Origin of the sequence: Aureitalea sp. L0-47 (assembly GCF_026126405.1) — a bacterium.
In the GTDB taxonomy this organism is placed as follows: domain Bacteria; phylum Bacteroidota; class Bacteroidia; order Flavobacteriales; family Flavobacteriaceae; genus Pukyongia.
Genome location: NZ_JAFMTQ010000010.1, coordinates 54,601 through 79,542, shown reverse-complemented (window position 1 = coordinate 79,542; position 24,942 = coordinate 54,601). Strand labels below are relative to the sequence as shown.

21 protein-coding genes are annotated in these 24,942 nt (G+C 43.5%); 5 read left to right on the top strand and 16 right to left on the bottom strand.

Annotated elements, in window-relative coordinates; translation table 11 throughout:
* Positions 1 to 26 precede the first annotated feature (26 nt).
* The 3 genes from uvrB to rluF are packed head-to-tail and all read left to right on the top strand — an operon-like array spanning position 27 to position 3,213.
* A complete protein-coding gene (uvrB, locus tag J1N09_RS10750; RefSeq protein ID WP_265200200.1) occupies positions 27 to 2,024 on the top strand; it encodes an excinuclease ABC subunit UvrB in 1,998 nt (665 codons plus the stop codon).
* Positions 2,021 to 2,434 (top strand): hypothetical protein, encoded by a 414-nt coding sequence (locus J1N09_RS10745; RefSeq protein WP_265200198.1) that lies wholly within the window; start codon positions 2,021 to 2,023, stop codon positions 2,432 to 2,434. The genes uvrB and J1N09_RS10745 overlap by 4 nt, the downstream gene beginning before the upstream one ends.
* A 5-nt stretch (positions 2,435 to 2,439) precedes the next feature.
* On the top strand, positions 2,440 to 3,213 hold the full coding sequence (gene rluF, locus J1N09_RS10740) for a 23S rRNA pseudouridine(2604) synthase RluF (protein ID WP_265200197.1): 774 nt from the start codon (positions 2,440 to 2,442) through the stop codon (positions 3,211 to 3,213).
* Positions 3,214 to 3,405: 192 nt separating this feature from the next.
* Here rluF and J1N09_RS10735 read toward each other — a convergent pair whose 3' ends face one another.
* The 4 genes from J1N09_RS10735 to sucC all read right to left on the bottom strand — a co-directional run bounded on the left by J1N09_RS10735 (position 3,406) and on the right by sucC (position 6,156).
* Positions 3,406 to 3,834, bottom strand: a complete 429-nt coding sequence (locus J1N09_RS10735) for an Hsp20/alpha crystallin family protein (RefSeq protein ID WP_265200196.1) — start codon at positions 3,832 to 3,834, stop codon at positions 3,406 to 3,408.
* A gap of 149 nt (positions 3,835 to 3,983) precedes the next feature.
* On the bottom strand, positions 3,984 to 4,382 hold the full coding sequence (locus tag J1N09_RS10730) for a TerB family tellurite resistance protein (RefSeq protein ID WP_265200195.1): 399 nt from the start codon (positions 4,380 to 4,382) through the stop codon (positions 3,984 to 3,986).
* Positions 4,383 to 4,440: 58 nt separating this feature from the next.
* The gene (locus tag J1N09_RS10725; protein WP_265200194.1) at positions 4,441 to 4,776 is read right to left on the bottom strand and encodes a hypothetical protein; all 336 of its coding nucleotides are present in this window, start codon (positions 4,774 to 4,776) and stop codon (positions 4,441 to 4,443) included.
* Positions 4,777 to 4,965: 189 nt separating this feature from the next.
* Positions 4,966 to 6,156, bottom strand: coding sequence for an ADP-forming succinate--CoA ligase subunit beta (gene sucC / locus J1N09_RS10720; protein WP_265200192.1), 1,191 nt, complete (start codon positions 6,154 to 6,156; stop codon positions 4,966 to 4,968).
* Positions 6,157 to 6,313: 157 nt separating this feature from the next.
* On the opposite strand from sucC, the gene lysA reads away from it, so the two are divergent.
* Positions 6,314 to 7,519: a diaminopimelate decarboxylase gene (gene lysA / locus J1N09_RS10715; RefSeq protein WP_265200191.1), complete on the top strand. Its 1,206-nt coding sequence runs from the start codon at positions 6,314 to 6,316 to the stop codon at positions 7,517 to 7,519.
* 92 nt (positions 7,520 to 7,611) lie between these two features.
* Here the strand turns inward: lysA and J1N09_RS10710 are convergent, their stop codons facing one another.
* The 12 genes from J1N09_RS10710 to bshC form a co-directional block, all read right to left on the bottom strand.
* Complete coding sequence (locus J1N09_RS10710) at positions 7,612 to 8,553, bottom strand: NAD(P)H-dependent flavin oxidoreductase (RefSeq protein WP_265200190.1); 942 nt, start codon at positions 8,551 to 8,553, stop codon at positions 7,612 to 7,614.
* Positions 8,553 to 10,172 (bottom strand): S8 family serine peptidase, encoded by a 1,620-nt coding sequence (locus J1N09_RS10705; protein WP_265200189.1) that lies wholly within the window; start codon positions 10,170 to 10,172, stop codon positions 8,553 to 8,555. Before J1N09_RS10705 ends, J1N09_RS10710 begins: the two co-directional genes overlap by 1 nt.
* Before the next feature lie 9 nt (positions 10,173 to 10,181).
* Positions 10,182 to 11,372 (bottom strand): tRNA 2-thiouridine(34) synthase MnmA, encoded by a 1,191-nt coding sequence (mnmA, locus tag J1N09_RS10700; protein ID WP_265200188.1) that lies wholly within the window; start codon positions 11,370 to 11,372, stop codon positions 10,182 to 10,184.
* Positions 11,373 to 11,448: 76 nt separating this feature from the next.
* Complete coding sequence (locus tag J1N09_RS10695; RefSeq protein WP_265200187.1) at positions 11,449 to 12,138, bottom strand: toxin-antitoxin system YwqK family antitoxin; 690 nt, start codon at positions 12,136 to 12,138, stop codon at positions 11,449 to 11,451.
* A gap of 89 nt (positions 12,139 to 12,227) precedes the next feature.
* Positions 12,228 to 14,120 carry a membrane protein insertase YidC gene (gene yidC / locus J1N09_RS10690; RefSeq protein ID WP_265200186.1) on the bottom strand — a complete coding sequence of 631 codons (1,893 nt, stop codon included), beginning with the start codon at positions 14,118 to 14,120 and terminating at the stop codon, positions 12,228 to 12,230.
* 135 nt (positions 14,121 to 14,255) lie between these two features.
* A complete protein-coding gene (locus J1N09_RS10685; RefSeq protein WP_265200185.1) occupies positions 14,256 to 15,869 on the bottom strand; it encodes a CTP synthase in 1,614 nt (537 codons plus the stop codon).
* Between the two features lie 108 nt (positions 15,870 to 15,977).
* Positions 15,978 to 16,214, bottom strand: a complete 237-nt coding sequence (locus tag J1N09_RS10680; protein WP_265200183.1) for a DUF3820 family protein — start codon at positions 16,212 to 16,214, stop codon at positions 15,978 to 15,980.
* Positions 16,198 to 16,734 carry a DUF922 domain-containing protein gene (locus tag J1N09_RS10675; RefSeq protein ID WP_265200182.1) on the bottom strand — a complete coding sequence of 179 codons (537 nt, stop codon included), beginning with the start codon at positions 16,732 to 16,734 and terminating at the stop codon, positions 16,198 to 16,200. Before J1N09_RS10675 ends, J1N09_RS10680 begins: the two co-directional genes overlap by 17 nt.
* Before the next feature lie 51 nt (positions 16,735 to 16,785).
* Positions 16,786 to 17,196, bottom strand: a complete 411-nt coding sequence (locus tag J1N09_RS10670; RefSeq protein ID WP_265200181.1) for an OsmC family protein — start codon at positions 17,194 to 17,196, stop codon at positions 16,786 to 16,788.
* Positions 17,193 to 19,094 (bottom strand): amino acid ABC transporter substrate-binding protein, encoded by a 1,902-nt coding sequence (locus J1N09_RS10665; protein ID WP_265200180.1) that lies wholly within the window; start codon positions 19,092 to 19,094, stop codon positions 17,193 to 17,195. The genes J1N09_RS10670 and J1N09_RS10665 overlap by 4 nt, the downstream gene beginning before the upstream one ends.
* A gap of 7 nt (positions 19,095 to 19,101) precedes the next feature.
* On the bottom strand, positions 19,102 to 20,631 hold the full coding sequence (guaA, locus tag J1N09_RS10660; protein ID WP_265200178.1) for a glutamine-hydrolyzing GMP synthase: 1,530 nt from the start codon (positions 20,629 to 20,631) through the stop codon (positions 19,102 to 19,104).
* A gap of 49 nt (positions 20,632 to 20,680) precedes the next feature.
* Positions 20,681 to 22,273, bottom strand: coding sequence for a bacillithiol biosynthesis cysteine-adding enzyme BshC (gene bshC, locus J1N09_RS10655; protein ID WP_265200177.1), 1,593 nt, complete (start codon positions 22,271 to 22,273; stop codon positions 20,681 to 20,683).
* Positions 22,274 to 22,459: 186 nt separating this feature from the next.
* Between bshC and J1N09_RS10650 the strand changes: the two genes are divergently transcribed.
* Entirely contained in the window at positions 22,460 to 24,937 is a 2,478-nt protein-coding gene (locus tag J1N09_RS10650) for a M14 family metallopeptidase (RefSeq protein ID WP_265200175.1), read from the top strand.
* Positions 24,938 to 24,942: the final 5 nt, after the last annotated feature.

The following is a 24,942-nucleotide window of genomic DNA, read 5'->3' as shown; positions in this document are numbered from 1 at the left end:
TTTTTGCCGTTTACGACCCAGCTCTCATGAAATTCGAAATTGTTTCAGACTTTAGCCCTACCGGAGACCAGCCGGAAGCCATTCAGGCGCTGGTTGAGGGGCTAAATTCCAGTGAAAAATACCAAACACTTTTGGGAGTTACGGGTAGTGGTAAAACATTCACCGTGGCCAATGTGGTGGAGCAGGTTCAGAAACCTACACTGGTGCTGGCGCACAACAAGACCCTGGCAGCACAGTTGTATTCGGAATTCAAACAATTCTTCCCCAACAATGCTGTGGAGTATTTCGTTTCCTATTACGACTACTACCAACCTGAGGCCTATATCCCAACGAGCGGTACCTATATCGAGAAAGACCTTTCTATTAATGAGGAAATTGAAAAATTACGCCTGAGTACCACCTCCTCCCTTCTATCCGGAAGAAGAGATGTGATAGTTGTGGCATCGGTTTCCTGCCTGTATGGTATTGGGAATCCCGTGGAATTTCAGAAGAACGTGATCAACCTGGAACAGGGTCAGATCATCTCCAGAACGAAATTACTCCATATGCTGGTGCAGTCCCTTTACTCAAGAACCGAAGCGGAATTTCACAATGGAAGATTCAGGATTAAAGGGGATACAGTAGATGTTTATCCAGGCTATGCGGATGATGCTTTCAGAATACATTTCTTTGGTGATGAGATCGAGGAGATCGAGGCGTTCAATCCCGAGACCAACGAGGTGATTGAAAAATATGACCGGCTCAACATTTACCCGGCTAATATGTTCGTGACCTCTCCCGATATATTACAGAATGCCATAAAAGATATCCAGGATGACCTGGTGAAACAGATCGATTATTTTAAAGATATCGGCAAGCATCTGGAGGCCAAACGACTGGAAGAACGCACAAATTTCGACCTGGAGATGATTCGGGAACTGGGCTATTGCAGTGGTATTGAGAATTATTCACGATACCTGGATCAGCGATTGCCGGGAACTCGTCCATTTTGTCTGTTGGATTATTTCCCCGACGACTATCTCATGATCGTGGATGAAAGTCATGTTTCCATCCCACAGGTGAATGCCATGTATGGTGGCGACAGGTCACGGAAGGAAAACCTTGTAGAATATGGCTTTCGTTTACCTGCAGCAATGGATAACCGCCCGCTGAAATTTGAGGAGTTTGAAGCCCTTCAAAACCAGGTGATCTATGCAAGCGCAACACCAGCTGATTACGAAATGGAAAAGACCGGTGGTGTCTATGTGGAACAGATCATCCGACCAACGGGATTACTGGACCCACCCATCGAGATTCGGCCAAGTTTAAACCAGATCGATGACCTGCTTGAGGAAATTCAGCTTCGGGTTGAACAAGATGAGCGCGTACTGGTTACAACGCTCACCAAGAGAATGGCCGAAGAACTTACCAAATACCTCACTCGAATCCAGGTGAGATGCCGCTATATACATAGTGATGTGGATACTTTGGAACGCGTTGAGATCATGCAGGACCTGCGTTTGGGACTGTTTGATGTGCTGGTGGGTGTAAACCTGTTACGAGAAGGTCTCGACCTCCCTGAAGTATCACTGGTGGCCATACTTGACGCCGATAAAGAAGGTTTCTTACGGAGTAATCGATCCCTGACCCAGACAGTGGGCCGGGCAGCAAGGCACATTAACGGGAAGGCTATCATGTATGCTGATAAGATAACGAAGAGTATGCAGGCAACAATTGATGGCACGAACTACCGGAGAGAAAAACAAATTGCTTATAACCAGAAGAACAATATCACTCCTACCGCGATCAAAAAATCACTTGAGAACGCCTTAACAAAAAAGAAAACAGAACGATTCTCATTTGATACTGCGGAAACGCTGGCGGCGGAACCCGAAAACCGGTATCTTACAAAACCCCAGATCGAGAAAAAGATCAGAGATAGTCGGAAAGAAATGGAAAAAGCTGCCAAAGAACTCGATTTTATGATGGCGGCAAAGCTGAGGGATAAGATAAAGTCCCTTCAGAAACAATTAGAGGAAGTATGAGGTTATTACTATTGTTAGGGCTAGGCTTACTCTTTTCTTTTAAAATGAACGCTCAGGAACTAAGCTGCGCTGATTTTAAAGAAGGAACATTTTATATAGAAGGTAATGTAGCTGGCAAACCGTTTAGGTACGACCTGGTTAGGTATTCCGATTTCCAGGAAGAATATTATAGTCCAGGAGTTCCCATAAAAGTGGATATCAAATGGATTGGTGAGTGCTCCTACGTGCTCTCTAAGAATCCGGCAGACCCGGATTTCGGTGAAATTGACAAGCAGATCAATGATTGGGGAGGTATAGTGGTAGAATTAGTACGGATTGAGGATAATTGTTATTATTTCACTTCCCTCTTTAAAGTTACTGAGACTCATTCTGAACGAATGGATGGTAAAATATGTAAAGACGAAATTTAGCATTCATGAATCATCCCGATTCCATTCGAATAAATAAAGCGATCAGTGACAGTGGTTATTGTTCGAGACGACAGGCTGATACACTTATAGAGGCCGGTCATGTCACTATCAATGGCGAAGTAGTCACACTTGGAGACAGGGCAATGCCGGGTGATGACATACGAGTAAAGGGAGAGTCCATTCAGAAGAAAGAGAATCTGGTATACATAGCTTTGAACAAACCGGTTGGTATTACTTGTACCACCGATAGGCGTATACCCGGCAACGTGGTTGATTTCATCAATCACAAAGAACGAATATTTCATGTAGGGAGGCTTGACAAACCTAGTGAAGGCTTACTTTTAATGACGAATGACGGCGATATCGTAAATAAGATACTTCGGGCAGGGAATAAGCACGAAAAAGAATATGTAGTAAGGGTTAATCGCCCGATCACCAGGGATTTTATAAAGCGAATGAGTAATGGTGTGCCTATACTCGATACCGTTACCAAAAAGTGTGAAGTAGAACAATTGAGCCGCTTTGTATTTCGCATTGTTCTGGTCCAGGGTTTGAACCGACAAATTAGAAGGATGTGTGAATACCTTGATTACCAGGTTGTATCATTAAAACGCACTCGAATAATGAACATCCAGCTGGGAAATCTTAAAACCGGTGAATGGCGCGACTTAACCAAGGAGGAGTTAAGTGGTCTTCAAAATGCGGTAGCCTCTTCCACCAATATCCCACAGGCAGAGAGGGAGAAATCGACAGGTGGGAAGAGAAGGAAGAGGAAATAAATTTAAAATCACAAAAAACAAATAATTTTCAACTACCAATATTGAATTTTGAATAATTGGAGCTTATTTGATATTTGTTTATTAAAATTTCCATCCGGAATTGGTCAATCCTCAAATTGATTCTAAAAAGAACCGCGTGCCGATTGAGTAGCACGCGGTCGTTTTCAACTAACTAACCAAATTAAATTTCAATTATGAAATCTCAACCATTCTTTTTAATACTTTCTCTTCCTCTTTCTTCGGAATGGTTACCGAAAGGATTCCATCTTCATAAGAGGCCGCAATGTTTTCTACATCTACCGTTTCAGGAAGAGTGAATGAACGTGAGAAGTTTCTGAAGTTAAATTCTTTTCTTGTGAATTTACGTTCGGTATCTTCCGTTTCTGTTTTTGAAGTTACTTCGGAAGATACTTTTAAAATATTTTCTTCAACTTCTATAGCAATATTTTCTTTTTTCAAACCGGGCGCTGCCAGTTCGATAACAAAATTCGTCAAATTTTCCTGAATATTGACAGCCGGTATGCTAAAGTTTTCATAATTAGGCACATCCAAACGATTATCGGTGAAAAATTCGTCGAAAATGGAAGGGAACAATCCCGTATTTCTTTTAACTACTTTCATATAGATTTATTTTAATGTTTTTGAAACTTTAACTGTTTATAGCAAAATAAATTCCAAATGAAAGTACAGGTCAAAATGACCGAAAAGAGTATAAATCAGCTGTCTTTTTGTCTGATTTCAAGACAATTAGTCTACAGGTAATGAAGAATTTAGTTATAATAGGTCTGAAATATCTGGATCAGCTCTTCGGAAGGGATCACCTTATTTTCGTATTGTTGGGTCCTGGCCATGATCCTATCGATAGCTGCAGGGCGAATTCCTAGTTTGAGTCCGAAATTACGAAGCACTTCTACTTCCTTTTGATGAGCCTCCCAATCCACGTGTATTAGTAAAATGAGTTTGTGGAAATGAGTGATTCTTTCTATTTCTGAAACTAAAGGTAGAGAAGGTAAAGGGTCTTTTATCAATTCGTCCACTTCTTCCTTGGTAACATCCATCCTTTCGGCTATCCTTAAAATAAAGTCGTATTCAGAAGCCATGATCTTATCATCCGCCTTGGCAAGTATAATAAGATCGCTTATCAGTGCGTGGTTTTTAGCTTTATCCATTCCACTAAAATAAAAAACCCCGGCTGATTAAACCGGGGTTCTCATGAAAAAAATTACCTTATTTCTCTGCTTTGATCCTGAATGGAACCACATATTGTTTTCCGGTTTCCAGATCGGCGTCAAGAGTTTCATTGTTCAATCTTGACTTCACGTAGTTAACGAGCTCTTCGTTCTCGGTTGCTACCGACAGGACCTTGATTTCATTTTCATCATTTATTGTGAATAATACATCGGCTTGCATGTCATGCTCAACAATGAATTCAGGGTCATTGAGTAGTTTCTTAAGTTCTTTAGAAGTTGGATTTCCTTCTACAATAGGTGCGGGATTAGCAGCAAATGCTGTTGTACTGGCTACAAGCCCAAGGGCTAGTAAAAACAATTTGAATCGTTTCATAGTTGTTCGTTTTAAGATTAATGAATAATTGATTGACTGAATGATTTACTGTATAGACGCCTGTAAAAAAATTATGTTACGGATAAAAACTGCATTTAACGCTATCTTAACCTTCGTTAACACTCGTTAAAACTGCGACAAAACAAAAAAGCCCCTCAAGGAGGGGCTTCAAAAATTTAGTTTTGAATGCTATGACATTACCGCCTGAACCTTGTCTGCGGCTTCCTGGAATTCGATAGCACTTTGAACATCAAGCCCACTGCTATCAATGATCTCCTTTGCCAGATCGGCATTAGTTCCTTGTAATCTTACAATGATAGGAACGTGAATGTTCCCCATGTTCTTATAAGCATCAACAATCCCCTGTGCCACGCGATCACAACGCACGATTCCACCAAAGATATTAACGAGGATCGCTTTTACACTTGGGTCTTTCAGAATTATTTTAAAGGCAGCCTCTACCCTTTCAGCATCGGCAGTTCCTCCTACATCAAGGAAGTTTGCGGGTTCTCCACCAGCTTGTTTTATGAGATCCATGGTCGCCATTGCCAGTCCGGCTCCGTTCACCATACAACCCACATTACCATCGAGATCCACGTAGTTAAGGCCTACCGCTTTTGCTTCAACTTCCATTGGGTTTTCCTCGCGCTCATCTCTCAATGCCGCATAATCTTTATGCCTGAAAAGCGCACTGTCGTCCAATGTAACTTTTGCATCTACAGCTATGATCCTGTCATCACTGGTCTTTAAAACAGGGTTGATCTCGAAAAGCGACGAATCCGATTTGATATAGGCATTATATAAGGCAGTAACGAACTTGGTCATTTTCTTGAATGCCATACCGCTGAGTCCTAAATTAAAGGCAACTGTTCGCGCCTGGAATGGAAGTAATCCCACGGCAGGATCAATCTCTTCTTTAAAAATCAGGTGAGGGGTTTTCTCTGCTACTGCTTCAATATCCATTCCTCCTTCCGTAGAATACATGATCATGTTCCTGCCGTTCGCGCGATCCAGTAACACACTCATATAGTATTCTTCTGGCTCACTATCACCTGGGTAATAAACGTCTTCAGTAATTAAGACCTGGTGAACTTTCTTACCTTCGGCACTCGTTTGTGGTGTGATGAGATTCATACCAATGATCTCTCCAGCGATCTGTTCCACCTCCTGCAAATTCTTTGCAAGCTTCACACCACCACCTTTTCCGCGACCTCCTGCATGCACCTGGGCCTTGATTACATGCCAACCGGTGCCGGTATCTTCAGTTAATTTCTTTGCTGCTTCGACAGCCTCAGCAGCTGTGGTAGCTACGATTCCTCGTTGGATTTCAACACCAAAGCTATTTAGGATCTCCTTTGCCTGAAATTCGTGTAAGTTCATTCTTTGCTATTTTTTTCAGCAGAACAAAAATAGTAAATGAAAGGCGATTGCACCAATGTTTTTAAAGATTACTATCCACATATTTTTTCAGAAAAACTAATAGAATAGTAAATAGTAACTACTAATTTTAAAGCTTCATTCGAAAAAGTCAGAAATAATGATTGATCAAAACCTTCTTTCGGTGGTTCAGGACTTTGGAAGTCCGGTTTATGTGTATGATACTGAAATAATGCGGCGACAGTACGATCGCCTGCAAAACGCTTTTGGGAAGGTCAAACAGCTACGCATTCATTACGCCGTGAAGGCCCTTTCAAATATTTCTGTACTGAAATACCTTCACAGCCTGGGTGCTGGGATGGATACTGTTTCAATACAGGAAGTTAAACTGGCGATCGAAGCCGGTGTTCCACCTCAGGAGATCATTTATACGCCCAATGGTGTTTCCATGCAGGAAATTGAGAAAGTGGCGAAATTTGACGTGCGAATCAACATTGATAACCTCTCCATACTCGAACAGTTCGGGACACAGCACCCGGAGATCCCCGTTTGTATACGAATTAATCCACACGTAATGGCGGGAGGTAATACTAATATTTCCGTAGGGCATATAGACAGTAAGTTTGGGATATCGATTCACCAACTCCCACTTATCAAAAGAATAGTTGAAAATACCGGTATGAGGGTAAATGGTATTCATATGCATACCGGAAGTGACATTCTGGATATTGATGTTTTTCTTTATGCATCAGAAATTCTGTTCAAAGCTGCAGAAGAATTCTCCGATCTTGAATTCATTGACTTCGGAAGTGGTTTCAAAGTACCCTATAAAGAAGGGGACATTGAGACTAATGTGGAAGAATTGGGAGAAAAACTAAGTACTCGTTTCAATGAATTTTGCAAAACCTACGGCAGAGAACTCACCCTCGCTTTCGAACCGGGCAAGTTCCTGGTTAGTGAAGCCGGCAAATTTCTGGTTCAGGTAAACGTGGTAAAACAAACTACCTCAACTGTTTTTGCACAAGTGGACAGCGGATTCAATCATTTGATCCGTCCTATGCTTTACGGTTCTCAACATCTGATTTCGAACATTAGCAATCCGGAAGGTCGTGAGCGATTTTACTCCGTCACAGGCTATATCTGTGAAACAGACACTTTTGCAAACAACAGAAGGATATCTGAGATCAGGGAAGGTGATATTCTCGCCTTCAACAATGCGGGAGCCTACTGCTTTACCATGTCCAGCAATTACAACAGTCGTTTCAGGCCTGCGGAGGTATTATGGCACAATGGAGAGGCCCGTCTCATTCGTGAAAGAGAGACTTTTAAAGATCTCATTAGAAATCAGAAGATGCTTAGTTTTTGACATCAACAGCAAGCCCGCTGAAAATAGATTTCATCATTGAACTGAAGTGAAATTAATAGAGACCTTTCCTGCAAACGAGGTTAGCTAGTACACTAAAGATTTGCCACTTCCTTTTTTGCCTGTTCGAATTCCTGCACCATTTCCTTTACAATCTGGGCCGCAGGTTTGATGTCGTGAATAAGTCCGGCGATCTGACCGATCTCCAGTTCTCCTTCTATTAGATCACCTTCGAACATGCCTCGTTTGGCCCGCGCCCTTCCCAATAACTCCTTGAGCTCTTCTGTGGTTGGATTCGTCTCGTAGAGTTTCATCACATCTTCGTAGAACTTGTTTTTCAGAAGTCGGACAGGTGCCAGTTCTTTCAAAGTTAGCAAGGTATCGCCTTCTTTGGCTTCAACCACCATTTTCTTGAAAGCTATGTGTGAACTGGACTCTTCCGAAGCAACAAAACGGCTTCCTACCTGTACTCCATCTGCGCCAAGGATCATTGCAGCCAGCATACCTTTACCATTGGCAATCCCCCCAGCAGCGATCAAAGGAACTGATATTTGTTCCTTGACCATGGGAATCAGCGTAAATGTTGTGGTTTCTTCCCGTCCATTGTGGCCCCCGGCTTCAAAACCCTCGGCTACCACAGCATCAACTCCCGCTTCCTGAGCTTTTAGCGCAAATTTCACGCTACTAACAACATGCACTACAGTTATCCCGGCCTCTTTGAGCCTGGCAGTATGTGTTTTTGGATTTCCTGCGGAAGTAAATACGATCTGTACGCCTTCATCGATAATGATCTGTATGATCTCCTCGATGTTTGGGTAGAGCATAGGCACATTCACCCCGAAAGGTTTATCGGTTGCTTTCTTGCACTTCTGAATGTGTTCCAGCAATACGTCCGGGTACATGGAACCAGCACCAATTAGGCCCAGTCCGCCTGCATTGCTCACTGCACTAGCCAGGCGCCAGCCACTGTTCCAGATCATCCCTGCCTGTATGAGGGGGTATTGAATATTGAAGAGTTGGGTGATCTTGTTTTCCACTATTGTTTTATGACCTTAAATGTGTTTGTTAGTTCTTGCGACTTAACCGCTACGAGATACATACCCGATGCCAGATTGGACAGATCGATCTTGTTATTATCCTTGTAGATGTTTTGTTTACGAATCAATTTACCGGTAATGCTATTTACATAAATCACTGCTGAACTTATCTCAGTTGGAAATGAAATATTGAAACTATCCACTACGGGATTCGGATATAATGCAAAATTAGAATTCAGAAAAACTTCTTCGATCCCTAATGCCTGCATCGCATTATAGGCATCTTCAAAATTTGGTATTCCGTAACCCATCTCATCGGTTGGGTTACTGAACAAACTGGCAGATTCCCGTACAATTTGCATAACCTGGTAATTTCTTGCCTCTGGCCTGCTCTGCCACAAGCAGGCTACCACCCCGGCCATGATAGGAGAACTAAATGATGTTCCGCTATTGGTAGTTATGTTTCCATTCTGATCCACCACCACCGCACTTGCTCCCTGGGCCATCACATCGGGCTTAATACGACCATCCACTGTAGGTCCGATAGAACTGAAACCTGCATAAACTCCGTCGCTGTCGACGGCACCAATGGTCAGGATCCCAATAGCATCTGCCGGAGTTCCGACAAAGGTGAATCCTCCGCCATCATTCCCTGCGGAAGTGACCAATAGCATACCTTTTTCAAAAGCAAGGTTTGCCGCTCTGGCTGCAAGGGTAGTAACTCCATCTAAGTCCTGATAGGAGTGATCGTAATTCGGATTGTCGTAGTCCTGGTACCCTAGTGAGGTATTCACCACATCTACGCCCAAACTATCTGCACGTTCCAGTGCTTCCAGCCAATAGGCTTCTTCAACCGGTTTTTCAGAGGCTGCGTCCTCCGTTCTGAAGAGATAGTAAGATGCTTTGGGTGCCGTTCCAACAAACTGACCGTCCATGAAAGCTCCCATATCACTCAAAACCTTTGTACCATGAGTGCTGCTTCCACCTATGGATACCTGATCCAAAACGAAATCGAAAGTGCCTAATAGTCGGTTTTCTGAGATCATTTCTGAAAATGCGGGATTACCAACAACATTTGGGAACCCGCTATCCAGGACACCTATGATCATTCCTTCACCACTGAAATTCTGTTCATGCAGATAATCCCCGGCAAGCATCTCGATCTGATTGGCTGCGGCACCGTAGTCGTATACCACACGTCCCTGCATATTCTCAATTTCAAATTTATCACGAGTTGGGTTTGGTGCCGGAAATAAATTCAAGTCGGGATCCATAAATTCGATCTCGGTTACGAAAGCCAGGTTCAAAAGGTTTTCGATCTGAGCCTGAGTTCCACTCACGTAGGCTGCATTCATCCACTTACTTTTGGAATGTACGGTGATACCAGATTGGGCTTTTAACGTAGTGATGTAGCTTTCCGTTACAGGAACATCTCTCTCGTCTATAGAAACGTCATGCATCATTTTTCGATCGATAGCTTCCTGGGTCAAAATGCTAATCGGATTGGCGATTGAAGCTGATACATTTTCTTTAGCATCAAGAAACACCAATGCTTCCTGAGTTTGCGCATGTCCTGAGTAGGTTATCAGGATCACCGCAAGAAGTACAAGTTTTTTCATGAATTTTGGTTAAGATATTACCCCACTACCCAGCAATTCTTCTCCGTGATACCAGGCAACGAACTGACCTTCACTGATTGCTGATTGTGGTTCCTCAAAGATAACATAAAGTCCGGACTCGGTCTGGTGTAAAGTTGCTTTCTGAAGTGGCTGTCGGTAGCGTATCCTTGCCATCACTTCCATTTGTTCATCGGTGTTAAGAGCGAGGTCATTTCTAACCCAGTGCACTTCCACAGAGCGCACAAAAAGTCCGCGTCTGTATAGCCCGGGATGATCCTTCCCTTGTCCGGTATAGATCACATTCTCTTCCACATCCGTATCGATAACAAACAAAGGTTCCGCTGTACCGCCAACCGCCAATCCTTTTCGCTGTCCTTTCGTAAAATAATGAGCTCCCTGGTGTTTACCCACAACTTTTCCATCGTCCGGATGATAGGTTTTCTTAGTGGACAAATATTTTAGTTTTTCTTCTTCTGAAGTAAAAACAGGTGCATCGGTCTCATAGCCCTCATATTCCGAAGGAACCTCAACGATCACACCTTCCTTAGGTGCCAGCTGCTGCTGAAGGAAATCCGGTAAGCGAACTTTACCGATAAAACACAATCCCTGTGAGTCTCGCTTCTCGGCAGTTATTAGGCCCTGTTCGGCTGCGATCCTGCGTACATCCGCTTTCACTAATTCACCAATAGGAAATAATGTTTTCGCCAATTGTTCCTGGGATAGCTGACATAAGAAATATGATTGGTCCTTGTTAGGGTCCATTCCTGCCAGTAGTTGGTAGATGGTTTCGCCATCCTTTTCTATGAGGCCTTTACGACAGTAGTGCCCAGTTGCAACGTAATCGGCACCCAGGTCCAGAGCGATCTTCATGAACACATCGAATTTGATCTCCCTGTTGCAAAGCACATCGGGATTTGGGGTTCTCCCCATTTCGTATTCGCGGAACATATAATCCACAATCCGCTCTTTATACTGTTCGCTTAGGTCTACCGTTTGGAAGGGGATGTCCAGTTTCTGAGCAACAAGCATCGCATCATTGCTGTCTTCCAACCAGGGGCATTCGTTGGAAATAGTCACAGTGTCGTCATGCCAGTTCTTCATAAAAAGACCAATGACCTCATAGCCTTGTTCTTTCAAAAGATAGGCAGCCACACTGGAGTCAACGCCTCCGCTCAAGCCAACAACAACACGTTTTTTCATCAGAATAAATTCTATGCAAAAATACGATAAAACCGCTTAAGAGTGTAAGACGGTTCAGATGAGTTGAAATTACAATTTAGTTCCGATTGGGTTTCGGGTAGGTTTCTTCAAGAACTACTTTTCCATCCTTGTAATGTTTCCAGAGTCCGTGCTTCTTCCCCTCTTTGTAATATCCCTTAATGGTCACATTTCCGTAAGCATCGTAGTAGATAGCCTCCCCATGCAGTTCATCATTGCTATAGCGAAGTTTTTTCAGAAGTGTTCCATCGGGACCGTAATACAGGCTCTCTCCCTGCATTACCCCATTAACATACGAGATCTCTTCCGTGATTTTTCCATTTGGGTAGTAGGTAAGTTTCTTCCCTTCAAGTTTGCCGTTTTCGTAGTACTCCCTGGACATCACTTCTTTGGATTTCTCGTGGTAATAAAGCCATTCTCCAATTCGATTCTTACCATTCATCTTTCCCTCACTCACAAGCTTACCTGATAAGGTGAAGTACTTCACATCTGCGGTATTGTCTCTGGAGGAAAACTCCTTTATCACCATGGGTTGCTCCTTGCATTCGTCGCAATAGAACTTGAATGTTCCCACTTCCTTTCCGTGATCGAATTGTCCTTCGTATCGCAATTGAGTTGTGCCTTCGAAATACTTCTTCCACGGACCGTGGCGTTTATTATTATCGTCAAACTGGTTGTAACCCTCCTGGGAGATAGAAACTCCAGGATTCAGAAGAAATAAGAAAACTATTAAACTGATGGATCGCATGAAAACCTACTTTTGATTGTAAACGAAATTTTTAGGTTTCTATTGAATTCCCAAACCACTTTTTCAAAAAGTGCAGCGGATAACTAATTCTATCGTTTTTTCTTCTTCTTTTGTTCTTCGGCCTGTTCCATCATTTCCTGCATCTTTCGCTGGAAGCGACCTTGTTTTTTAGGTTTCTTCTGCTTAAGCGCCACAATCTTCGCATGGATCTTATCCTCATCAAGGATAAAATTCTTGATCACAAGCATAATACCAATGGTGATCAGGTTGGATGTGAAATAATACAGCGACAGTCCACTTGCGTAGTTGTTGAAGAACACTAACATGAACAACGGGGACAAATACATAAGGAATTTCATATTCGGCATACCCGGTTGTTGTTGGGCTTGCATGTTCTGTCCCATAGTCATCTGCATATAGATAAAGATTGCGATGGATGCCAAGATCGGGAACAAGCTAATGTGATCCCCGTAGAAAGGGATATATGGAATTTCAGCGATGGTATCGAAACTAGACAGGTCTTCTGCCCAAAGGAAACTCTTCTGCCGCAGGTCGAAAGCGGTTGGGAAAAAGGTAAACAGGGCATAGAACACCGGAATTTGCAGCAGGGCCGGCAAACATCCGGTTTTGAGAGGATTCGCACCTGCCACATTCTGAAGCTTCATGGTTTCCTGCTGAATCTTCATCTTATTATCCTTATACTTCTCCTTGATCTCATCCAACTCGGGTTTCAATATCTTCATCTTCATCTGGGAGAGATATTGTTTGTACTGTACCGGTGACAACACCAATTTTATAAGTATGGTAAGAACGATTATAGCGATCCCTGCTGGTAAAAATCCACTTAGGAATCCAAATAACGGAATAATGACATACTTGTTGATCAACCCAAAGATCCCCCAACCTAATGGCATGGCCTCATCAAGGTTGCGGTCGTAGTTTTTCAATATCTTGTAATCTGTTGGACCGTAATACATATTCATATTGTAGTCCAGGCCTCCCGACTTAGGTGTAAGCAGCATCTTGGCGCCGTATTGCTTGGTGAATACTGTATCGACTTCTTCGTCTTCCACCAGATCGATAGAGGTTAGATTCACTTCTTCAAAAGGAGTATCGGTGAGCAGCATGGATGAGAAGAAGTGTTGACGGAAATTCATCCAGGACACTTTCTTTTCCAGTTCGTCATCCTCCCCTGCAGGAGATAACTTTGAATGCTTGTCTCCTTCGTACTCATAGGTGAGTCGGGTATACCGGTTTTCGTAGCTTATACTTTTTGCGTGTCGGTACCCCTTCAGGTTCCAGTCGAGGTACATGGGCTGTGAGGTGTTGATCACCCCATCCAGACCCTGCGACTTGATACTGAAGCCCAGCATATATTCTCCGGGAGAAAGTTCATAGCGGTATTCAAGAAAGGCATTTGGAGAAGCCTTTAACCTCATGGTCAATACTTTATTATCGCCACTTGAGCTTAGGTTGGGTTCGAAGAACAGGTCTTCGGTATTCAGCATGCGGTTTTCAGCATTGAACTGTAGATTGAACGAATTATTCCCATCCTTGATCAGATAGATCGGATCGCCGTTTATAGTGGTATGCTCTTTTAGTTTCGCCTGAGTGACATAACCGCCTTTATTACTTACCGTAAGTTCCAGTATGTCATTCTCAATTACCGTTGTATTTTCAGTGGCTGAATTCAGCGTTCCCGAATATGCAAAGGACCCTAGTCGGTTTTTTAGCTTTTCAAGCGCCAGGGAATCACCCGTTTCTACTGCAGCGATCTCCTGTATGCCTTCGGTTAGTGAAACTTCCTGCTTGGATTCATCTTTAGTTGGTTCTTCCTTTTCCTCCGTAAGTTGTTCGGTCTTTTGTTTTTCTGCCTCGATCTCCTCAGGGGTAGGTTGTTGCAGATAGAGCATGTACACAAGAATGGCACCAATTAGTACGAACCCTATGAGGGAATTAAGGTCAAATTTCTTTTCTTCCATATGTAATTATCGGATCCCCAATGGTAGTCCCGAATTTAGTTATGTTTGTTTTCTTCTGAATGAATTACGAAAGCATTCAATTCGTTGATCTCAATCCAATAATCCATCCGAAGCTGCAAAATACGTCAAATTGTCTTATTTAAGCGAATGTTCATGCGCTGCCTTCACAAAAGCGACGAATAGCGGATGTGGATTCGCAACCGTACTCTTGTATTCCGGGTGGTACTGAACTCCAACAAACCAGGGGTGAGACGGCAACTCTATTATCTCAACAAGGCCGGTATTCGGATTGATACCCGTGGCCACTAGCCCAGCAGCTTCCAACTGATCCCTGTACACATCGTTGTACTCATAACGGTGTCTGTGTCGCTCTTGTATTTCTTTAGTTTTGTAAACAGATTCCACTATGCTACCTTCTTTCAGCTCACAGGCCCAGGAGCCCAAACGCATGGTACCTCCTTTATCGGTAATGGTCTTCTGTTCTTCCATGAGGTCGATCACGGGATGGGATGTATTCGGATCCATTTCGGTAGAATTGGCATCATCAAGTCCTAAAACATTTCTACTGTATTCGATCACTGCCATTTGCATTCCCAGACAAATTCCGAAGAAAGGAAGATCATTCTCCCTTGCATAGCGTACCGCATCGATCTTACCCTCAACTCCCCGCTCACCGAATCCGGGAGCTACCAGGATTCCATCCAGGTGAGAGACCACATCGGTAATAGTTGCCATATCAATGTGTTCGGAATGGATATATTCCACATCTACTTTAACTTCGTTTTCGGCCCCGGCGTGGATAAACGATTCGAGAATCGACTTATAACTATCCTGTAATTCCACGTATTTACCTATAAGTCCGATCCTAACATGACCTCCCGGGTTCTTGTGTCGTGTTAAAAATTCATTCCACTGTGTAAGATCCGGTTCCGGAGCACCAGTTAAATTGAGCTTTCTTAATGTAACATCGTCCAATCCTTCTTCAAGCATCATATTTGGAACGTCGTAGATCGTTGAGGCGTCGATAGATTGTATAACAGCCTCCTGCTGAACGTTGCAGAATAGTGCCAGTTTTTTACGAAGATTGGTTGTGAGTTCATGCTCGGTTCGGCAAACCAGAATATCTGCCCTGATTCCACTCTCCATGAGTGTCTTAACCGAGTGTTGTGTAGGTTTGGTCTTCAATTCACCTGCTGCCGAAAGGAACGGTACCAGTGTAAGATGGATAACTAGTGCGTTGTCGTCTCCAAGCTCCCATTTCAATTGTCGAACAGCCTCGATATAGGGAAGTGACTCTATATCACCCACTGTTCCTCCTATCTCTGTGATCACAATATCGTATTCGCCACTTTTACCAAGAATCTGGATGCGTTCTTTTATCTCGTTGGTGATATGTGGAATTACCTGAACTGTTTTCCCTAAGAACTCTCCTCTGCGCTCTTTTTCGATCACGCTCTGATAAATTCTGCCCGTGGTAACGTTGTTCGCTTGTGAAGTAGGTACGTTTAGAAATCGCTCGTAATGACCCAGGTCCAGATCGGTTTCGGCCCCATCGTCGGTGACATAACATTCACCGTGTTCATACGGATTAAGAGTGCCGGGATCCACATTGATATACGGATCAAGTTTCTGAATTGTAACACGATATCCCCTGGCTTGCAGTAGTTTAGCCAGTGATGCCGCAATGATTCCTTTACCTAAAGATGATGATACTCCTCCCGTAACGAAGATATACTTTGTATTGCCCATGAAGTCGAAGCCTTGATGTTATCTATACGGGATGTAAAGATAGGTATTTATCACCTAGGGCAAAGGATAATTCGGAAAAATCAATTAACAATTTCTGAGGTCAATTGATCAGTGGATCAATTTCCGCAGGAGACCTTCAAGGCCATTGATTTTCAACTCGTGCATTTCCTGCATGAATCTACCCAGTTTACCCTGAGGAAATCCTTTCTGTTTGAACCATACATAATAGGCCTCAGGGAGATTTACCAGGTATTCATCCTTGTATTTGCCGAAAGGCATTTTGTAGTTGGCCAGTTCGATTAGATGGGCCTTGTCCGGAAATTCAGAATTATTCCCAGGCTGCATATTTCTCTAATTCGGAAGCGACAAATAAGCGCCATTGCATTTCCGCGTCGCGTATCTTTGAATGATCACTATCGTCGTCATAGGCCTGCTGCATATCTCTACGCTCCCTTTCGGTTTGACGATAGATCTCATCAGCATCACTTTTTACACTTGAGGTTACCCTGAGTCCGGCCAAAGCTTTCCTTAGTTTACGTGCGTGAAGTTCAGAAATATCGAAATGTGTTTGCTCGTGCTTGAGTATGTATTCCGAAGCAGATTCCGGCCTATACCAGGAATCTTTCGGATAAAAATTACTGTGAACGGAATAATCGAAGGTATATCTCCCATCCTGTTTTCCGATAGAATACGATAAGGATATGCCACTGTTGGTACTGGCAACAAAATCCTGCGGACCTTCGGGACTTCCCCGGAAATCGGTCCAGTTAAGTGGCCTGTTTTGATCCCAATGAAACTTCTCCTTATCGTTCGCGGGTGTGATAAGAAAGAAAGCACCTAAAACAATTGCGAATAAAAATTTCATAAAGACCTAACGGAGAAATTCGGAAATTATTGAAATGGAAATGTTAAGAGCCTAGACCTGGTCCCACTTATATTGAATATCTTTTTCAATATCGGGATGCAGGCTATGGATTACAGGGCAAGTGTTTCCCGTATTTTCTAGAATCTTCCTGTGTTTATCAGAAATATCAAACGGAAGAGACAGTTCCACTTTTATTTTGGCAATGCGTCTAGGGTTGGATGCCATTTCTTTGGTGACAATGGCGACCGCCCCTTTCATATCAACCTCGAGATCCCGGGCCTTGATTCCCATCACGGTGATCATACAATTCGCAAGCCCTGTCGCCACAGTATCGGTAGGAGAAAAGGCTTCTCCCTTACCGTTATTGTCTAACGGAGCATCTGTAATGAAAGTACTGCCGGAACGCAAGTGCTCGCATTCCGTTCTCAGCTCTCCCAGATAGATTACTTTGGAAGTACTCATTCTACAACTTCAAATTGAAGATCCTGGTTGTATTTGATGATATACAACGCATTGTTCTGATATCCTGAGAACATCTTCTTAGTGTAGCGAAATTTGTTCTCTATATACTCGGTTTCTACTTTGGGGTCATTTGCATCGTAAACGTCATCTGCGACCGCCAGACGAAGAAGTATGTCATAGGCCACATCAAAGCCCCGAACCGCGAAACGATTGGGAAGGACATTGTATTTGTTTTTATAACTCACAAGAAAAGCATTCTTGTCTTTGTAGTTGTAACTCTTACTCACAGAAGGGAAAGTGAAATTCAACTTCGCCAAATGCAAATTGGAAACATCGTGATAATTATAGGCGTCGTTCTTATCCAGGGTGAACAACCGGATCGTAACCGTATCAGGCATACCATTCAGCAATCCAACCACATTTGCTACAATTACGGGATCCACAGATTCCAGGATGACCCAATTCTCACGGGTAGCATCCAGCTTGGAACTGATATCGGTATCGTAAAAGAAGCCTTTTTCACGCGGCGTCAGTGCTTTGGCTCCCGGCATTGCACTTAGAAGAGCCGCTTTTTGTGATGCCTTTTTAGAATCACTAATAATGATGATGTTTTTTCCTTCGGAATTATCCCGGAGATATTCTAACATTGCCTTTTGCAACATTTCATCCGACGGTAATGTTTGAAACAGGTTGGCCGAAATCTTGATCTCCCGGTTACTCAATGGAGAGAATATCGGGGTATCTGTTCTTTTTAGTTCCGAAGCTGCACGCTCTACGTTCCTCCTAAGTAATGGCCCGATAACCGCATCAACATCGCTGAAATCATTGCGTGAAATGATCGAACTTACTTTGTCCAACTTACCCTCTGTATCATACACATCGATCTCTACAGAGATTCCTTTGTCCTTGGCAAATTCAGCGGCCAATAAAACACCGCTGTAGAAGTCGAGTGCTACACGCAATGCACCATTATCGCGGATAAGATCTGCATTATTCTTCAAGGAGTCCCTGTCCGATTTTGTGAGTTGGAAGGGCAACATGACAGCAATCTTTTTCTTTTTGTAGTTTGAAATTCCATCTTCTAGATTAACGATAACTGTCTTTGATCCATCGTCTGAAGCGCTCTCCTTCGGAATTTTCAGGATCATTCCCTCTTTCAAACCGGCTTCAGCATAAGGATTCAAGGCAATAATCTCCTCCTGGCTGAGTCCGAGTTTTACTTTCAAACGGAAGAATCCTTCTTTGGGTAACACCTCGTAGAATTCGAAGTTCTCATCTTCAATGGTTGCGCTTTCCATCACCGGGTCTTTAGGAACATTCAAAACCGTGCCTATTTGAAGATTTTCACCTATCATAGGATTCAATGTCTCAAGTTCAGCAATGGTAATTCCGTACTTCCGAGCAATACCGTATTTGGTTTCTTTCGGCTGAACAGTATGTTTTCCTTTATTACTGGTATTGGTTTCAATGTTAGTGACCGATGTATTATCCGTTGGAACAATCTCTATTATCGGTATCTGAATACGCTCTCCTTTTTTTAGCGGACGCGAATACAATTCCTTGTTGTATTTCTTCAAATCATCAACCGTAATATTGTATCGCTGAGCAATGCTAAACAAGGTTTCTTTACGTTTCACACGGTGTTTTTTGAAGGTTACCTTCTCTTGAACCGCAGCAGTACTTTCCGAAGGAATAATTAGCACCGTATTCGATCTTAAGCCATTCTTTGCATCTGGATTGAGCGCATAAATGGCCTGCTCAGTGACACCGTATTGTTTGGAGATACTGTAGATGGTTTCTCCAGCCTTCACCTCATGAGTTCTGTATTCCTGCCCGTAGGTTGGGGCCACAGAAACAGAGCCAATGATCACTAGTATAAAAAAAATAAACTTTCTCATAGTATTTTTATTCCCATTCGATGGTCGCAGGAGGCTTGGAACTGATATCGTACACTACTCTATTAACGCCTTTCACACGGTTTATTATGTGATTGCTGGTTTCCTGGAGAAACTCGTAGGGTAAATTTACCCAGTCGGCGGTCATTCCATCGGTACTTTCTACTGCACGAAGTGCAACAACGCGTTCGTAAGTGCGTTCATCCCCCATTACTCCAACACTTTGAATAGGCAACAGCATGGCGCCGGCCTGCCATACCTTATCGTAGAGATCCCATTTACGTAATCCGTTGATAAAAATGTGATCTACTTCCTGTAAGATACGAACTTTTTCCTCTGTGATATCACCCAGGATACGGATCGCCAAACCAGGCCCCGGAAAGGGATGACGGCCGAGCAGGTTCTTATCGATACCTAGTTCGGCGCCCACTCGTCTAACCTCATCTTTAAACAACATTTTCAAAGGTTCTACTATCTTCAATTTCATAAAATCCGGTAAACCTCCAACATTGTGATGCGATTTTATCGTTACCGAGGGACCGTTCACCGAAACACTTTCTATCACGTCCGGATAAATAGTTCCCTGGGCCAACCAATCTACATCTTCCACCAGGTGTGCTTCATCGTCGAATACATCAATGAACATCCCGCCAATAGCCTTTCTCTTCGCCTCCGGATCTTCAATTCCTCTTAGCGCATCCAAGAAACGTGCCGAAGCATCAACTCCTTTTACATTTAAGCCCATGTGATCGTACTGATCCAGAACATCCTGAAACTCGTTCTTTCTAAGTAATCCGTTGTTCACAAAGATGCAGTACAGGTTCTTACCAATGGCCTTGTGCAACAATACAGCTGCTACCGAAGAGTCCACTCCACCACTAAGACCAAGGATTACCTTTCCATCACCTACTTTTTCTTTAAGCATTTCCACAGTTTCCTCTACGAAAGCCGCCGGGGTCCAGTCGGGTTTTATTCCCGCAATGTGTACCAGGAAATTCTCGAGTAACTGTCTTCCGTGGGTTGTATGATACACCTCCGGGTGGAATTGAATAGCATAGGTATCTTCGCCCTCTATTCTGTAAGCCGCATTAGCAACATCCCTTGTGCTTGCCAGTCGCACGCCGCCATCGGGAAGTTCGGCGATGGTATCACTATGACTCATCCACACCTGGGTGTTTTCCGGGATTCCGGCAAACAAGCCTGAATGGTCGTAAATGGTCTCGAGCTTTGCGCGTCCGTACTCACGAATATCGGAAGGAGCCACGTTCCCATTGTTAAAATGCGCCAGGTACTGCGCGCCGTAACAAACCCCTAGCAGGGGTTTGTGGCCCTTTATTGCGGAAAGGTCGGGATGCGGAGCATCCTCGGCGCGCACCGAAAAAGGGCTACCGGATAGGATCACGGCTTTGAAAAAATCTATATTCTCCGGAATGTGGTGATAAGGGTGGATCTCACAGTAAATATTCAACTCCCGTACACGTCTTGCAATCAACTGGGTATACTGCGATCCAAAGTCTAAAATGAGGACGGTATTGTGCATAGGCAAAAGTAAATTAAAAAAGTTTTTTGCTTATAACTTTTTACAAAAATTAAAGGCGAATTACAGACAACTTATTAACGAGTGGATCGAGCTCGCTTTTTATGGTTTCCAGTAGTTTCGGACCCATCTCCAGGTAAAATTCTGAAAAATTCATCTCGCGTTCCTGTAAGTGCCCTCCCGGGAAGAGATCTTCCTGCAAATCGGTAAGCCGCTTCAATTGGTCGTTCAACTTCCTTCGTTGGGCTTTTAACAAGCGCTTTTCCAGTTTATCGAGTCCGTTGAGTTGTTTTTTCTCCTGTGCCGCAACGGCTCCAAGAAAGGAAGCATCTGTCTTCTTGGCAACTTCATATAAGGAAGCAAACTGTTCCTTGAGGAATGTGCGCTGCTTTGTAAAATCGATATCAATTTCCGAAAGACGTTCAGCATGCAAATTTTCCAGTTCGAGAGTTGGTAAGAACAGCTCTTCTATTGAGGCATTCAGTTTTTTTAATTTCTGAAGTTGTTTGTCATTGATCAACAACACAGAATTCCGAAGTAGAAGCATTGGAAAGGGAACCTCAACAGAGTCAAAATAAGCCTTCAACTGCAGCCAATATGCCAGTTCACCTCCTCCACCTACATAACACAAGTTGGGTAGTATTACCTCCTGGTATAAAGGTCGAAGTAACGCATTAGGTGAAAAACGTTCCGGATGTGACTTTAGTTCCTCCAGGATCTCTTCTTTGCTGAAATCTATCTGACTATTATTTACATGAAAACGTCCATCCTGTTCGATGATCCGTTCCCGCAGCCCATCGGTTATGTAGAATAAGTTGATTTCCCTGGGACTCACTTGTTCCTTATAGCCCAGCGACTTCAATTTTGTACCTGTCTCGCTTACTGCCTTAAAAGATTTATGCTCCCGAAGTTCCATTTCGGCATATGGAACGAATGCTCTCTTTAGTTCTGAATCATTACCATCAACGATAACAAGTCCGTACTCTTTGAATAGCTCATTACCAAGGTATCTGGTCGCCTCGGTCAAAGTCTCGTGGTGTAAGTACGCTTTCTTAAAAAGTTCCGCAATATTCTCCGCAAACTCATGGTTTCCCACTTCTTGTTTGAACAGTTCGAGTACCTTCTCGAGTCCATCCGTCAACAGTTCACCTACAGCACCGCCGGCATCGCGATTCCACTGAAGTTTCTTACCGTGCAGGCGGAAATAGTTTATTTCATCGAAATCGTGATCTTCACTGGCCATCCAGAACAAGGGAACAAAGTGTTTATCATTATACATCTCGTTCATTTGTTCCGAAAGATTGATCACAGAAAAGATCTTATACAAAAAGTACAGTGGTCCTGTGAACAAATTCAATTGGTGACCTGTAGTGATAGTGAAAGTGGTAAGTTCGGAAAGAGAATCGATGTTAGTCCTGGTCGCGTCGGAAACAGACAGGTCTTTGTATTGCTCCTTCAATCGTCCAACCAAAACTTCTCTTTTTTCTTTGCTGAAGTTTTCTCTTTCTGAAATCTGAGCCTGAAACTCCGACTCCGAAGGAAATCGATGGTAGAATTCATCCAATGCCGATTCCCGATCGAGGTAGTCGCAGATCAATTTGGAAAAATAGCCCGTCTTTCGGTAGGGAATGGTTTCTATTGGCATAGGCACGAAAAATCATTCAAAAATAAACACTTTTGAACGCTCAATTTCTAAAAATACGTTAATTCATTCAGTATCGAAAAAACACAGACTGAAGAACTTTCTGAATGTCCTGTTAAAAGTGAAGCACCTTAGTCCGGCATAAAGAGAATTTCTGTTACCTTTAGGCCTCTTATAACAAAACCAAAAATGATGCGATATACTGCGTTTCTGCTTCTTTTATTTACCGTTTCCCTTACTGCACAACTTCAATCTCCCTCGGAATTTCTGGGCTATGAAATAGGCACAGAATTCTCTCGCCATTCCGATGTGGTCGATTATTTCGAACACGTTGCCGCAAATAGCAATATGGTGAAATATCATGAATACGGAAGAACAAATGAGCGCAGGCCGCTTACCTATGCAGTGATAACTTCCGGAGCAAACATGGCCAACCTCGATAATATCAGAAGGGATAATTTAAAGAATATCGGACTCGAAAACGGAACGGCCAATCCTGATATCGCCATAGTTTGGTTGAGTTTCAACGTACACGGAAATGAGGCCTCAAGTACAGAAGCGTCCATGACCACCCTGTATAAACTGATCACTGAAAAACAAGCCTGGCTTGAAAATACCGTAGTGATCATCGACCCGTGCATCAACCCTGACGGCCGCGACCGTTATGCGAACTGGTACAACCAGGTGAAAGCAACACCTTACAACAAACTTCAGGAAGCCACCGAGCACAGCGAACCCTGGCCAGGAGGAAGACCAAATCACTACCTTTTCGACCTCAACCGCGACTGGGTTTGGGCCACACAAATTGAAACTACTTCCCGACTTAAAGTCTATAACCAATGGATGCCGCATGTGCATGTGGACTTTCATGAGCAAGGCATCAATGAACCGTATTATTTCGCGCCTGCCGCTCAACCCTATCACGAGATCGTATCGCCCTGGCAAGTAGAATTCCAGGAAATGGTAGGTAAGAATCACGCCCGTTATTTCGACAGAGAAGGCTGGTTGTTCTTTACCCGTGAACGATTTGATTTGCTTTACCCTAGTTATGGCGATACTTACCCAATGTTCATGGGTGCAATAGGTATGACCTATGAGCAGGCAGGCCACGGACGCGCCGGACTGGGCATTAACACAGACGAAGGCTACGAACTCACACTTATCGACCGTGTGGCGCACCACACCACTACAGCGCTTTCAACGGTAGAGGTATCTTCCATAAATGCGGGACAGCTGAATTCGGAATTCAAAAAGTTCTTTCAGAATGCTAACCTCAAGTACAAAAGCTATGTGCTAAAAGGGAATGCTGATAAGCTCAACGCCCTCACTGAACTGCTGAAAAAACATGAGATCCGGTATGGATTCTCCTCAGGAGGAACAGTATCCGGTTACAAATATTCAACGGGAAATAACGGCAGCATGAATTCCTATGGCGCACTTGTTGTAAGTACAGATCAGCCAAAGGGAAAAATGGTAAAAACCTTATTCGAGCCAGATGCTAAACTGAACGAGCCACTCACCTACGATATTACCGCATGGAGTTTACCGCGGGCTTATGGACTGGAAGCCATTGCATCCACTTCAAAAGTAGCTGCCAATATGGAGCTACCCACCTATAATATTAGCAACTCACAGGCACCTTCATCTCCCGGGTACATTAGTAGCTGGAAGAGCATGTACGATGCAGGTTTTCTTTCTGAATTACTTCAGAAGAATATAAGGGTTCGCTTCGCTGAAAAGGATCTTAGCTTTGGCGGTAAAGCATTCGACAAGGGCAGCCTGGTGATCACCCGAAGCGATAACAGGACCAATCCTGAGTTCGATAAAATTGTGAACGAAATTGCCACAAAACACAACCGACAACTCTACGCATCACCTACCAGTTTCAGCGATAATGGTGTAGATTTTGGTTCTTCGGATATCAAATTGGTGAACAACCAGAAGATCGCGGTGCTAATGGGTGAAGGCACGTCCTCTCTTAGCTACGGCACGATCTGGCATTTCTTCGAGCAGCAGTTCCACTACCCGGTCACCTCAATGAATACAGAAAATTTCAGGGTGAGCATGCTGGACGATTACGATGTTCTCGTTCTTCCTTCTGGATGGTATGGCGGACTAATGAACGACTCTACCATGGATGATCTTAAGTCCTGGATAAGAGGCGGTGGAAAGGTAATAGCTATTGGCGGTGCTCTCCGAAGTTTTGCCGGCAAAGATGGTTTCACACTGGATTGGAACGAATCCGATGAGGAGGAAGATGCTGAGGATACTAACTTAACACCATACGATCAACGGGAACGTGAGAATGTTACCAACTTCATCACAGGAAGCATCTACAAAGTTAGCATGGATACCACCCATCCAATGGCATTCGGTTACGACGAAACTTATTTCAGCCTAAAGCGAAGTAGTAGTTCATACGCCTTCATGGATAATGGCTATAACGTTGGCTATATTGATGGAGTAGCCGAAAGTGTTGGTGGTTACTCAGGTGACTCGGCTAAGGCAGGCCTAAAGAACTCCCTCGTGTTTGGCGAAACACGTATGGGAAGAGGAAGTGTGATCTATTTCGTGGATGATGTGCTATTCAGATCGTTTTGGGAAAATGGGAAATTACTCTTCGTAAATAGTATCTTCTTTGTAAATAACAACAAATTCAGGATCTGATAACC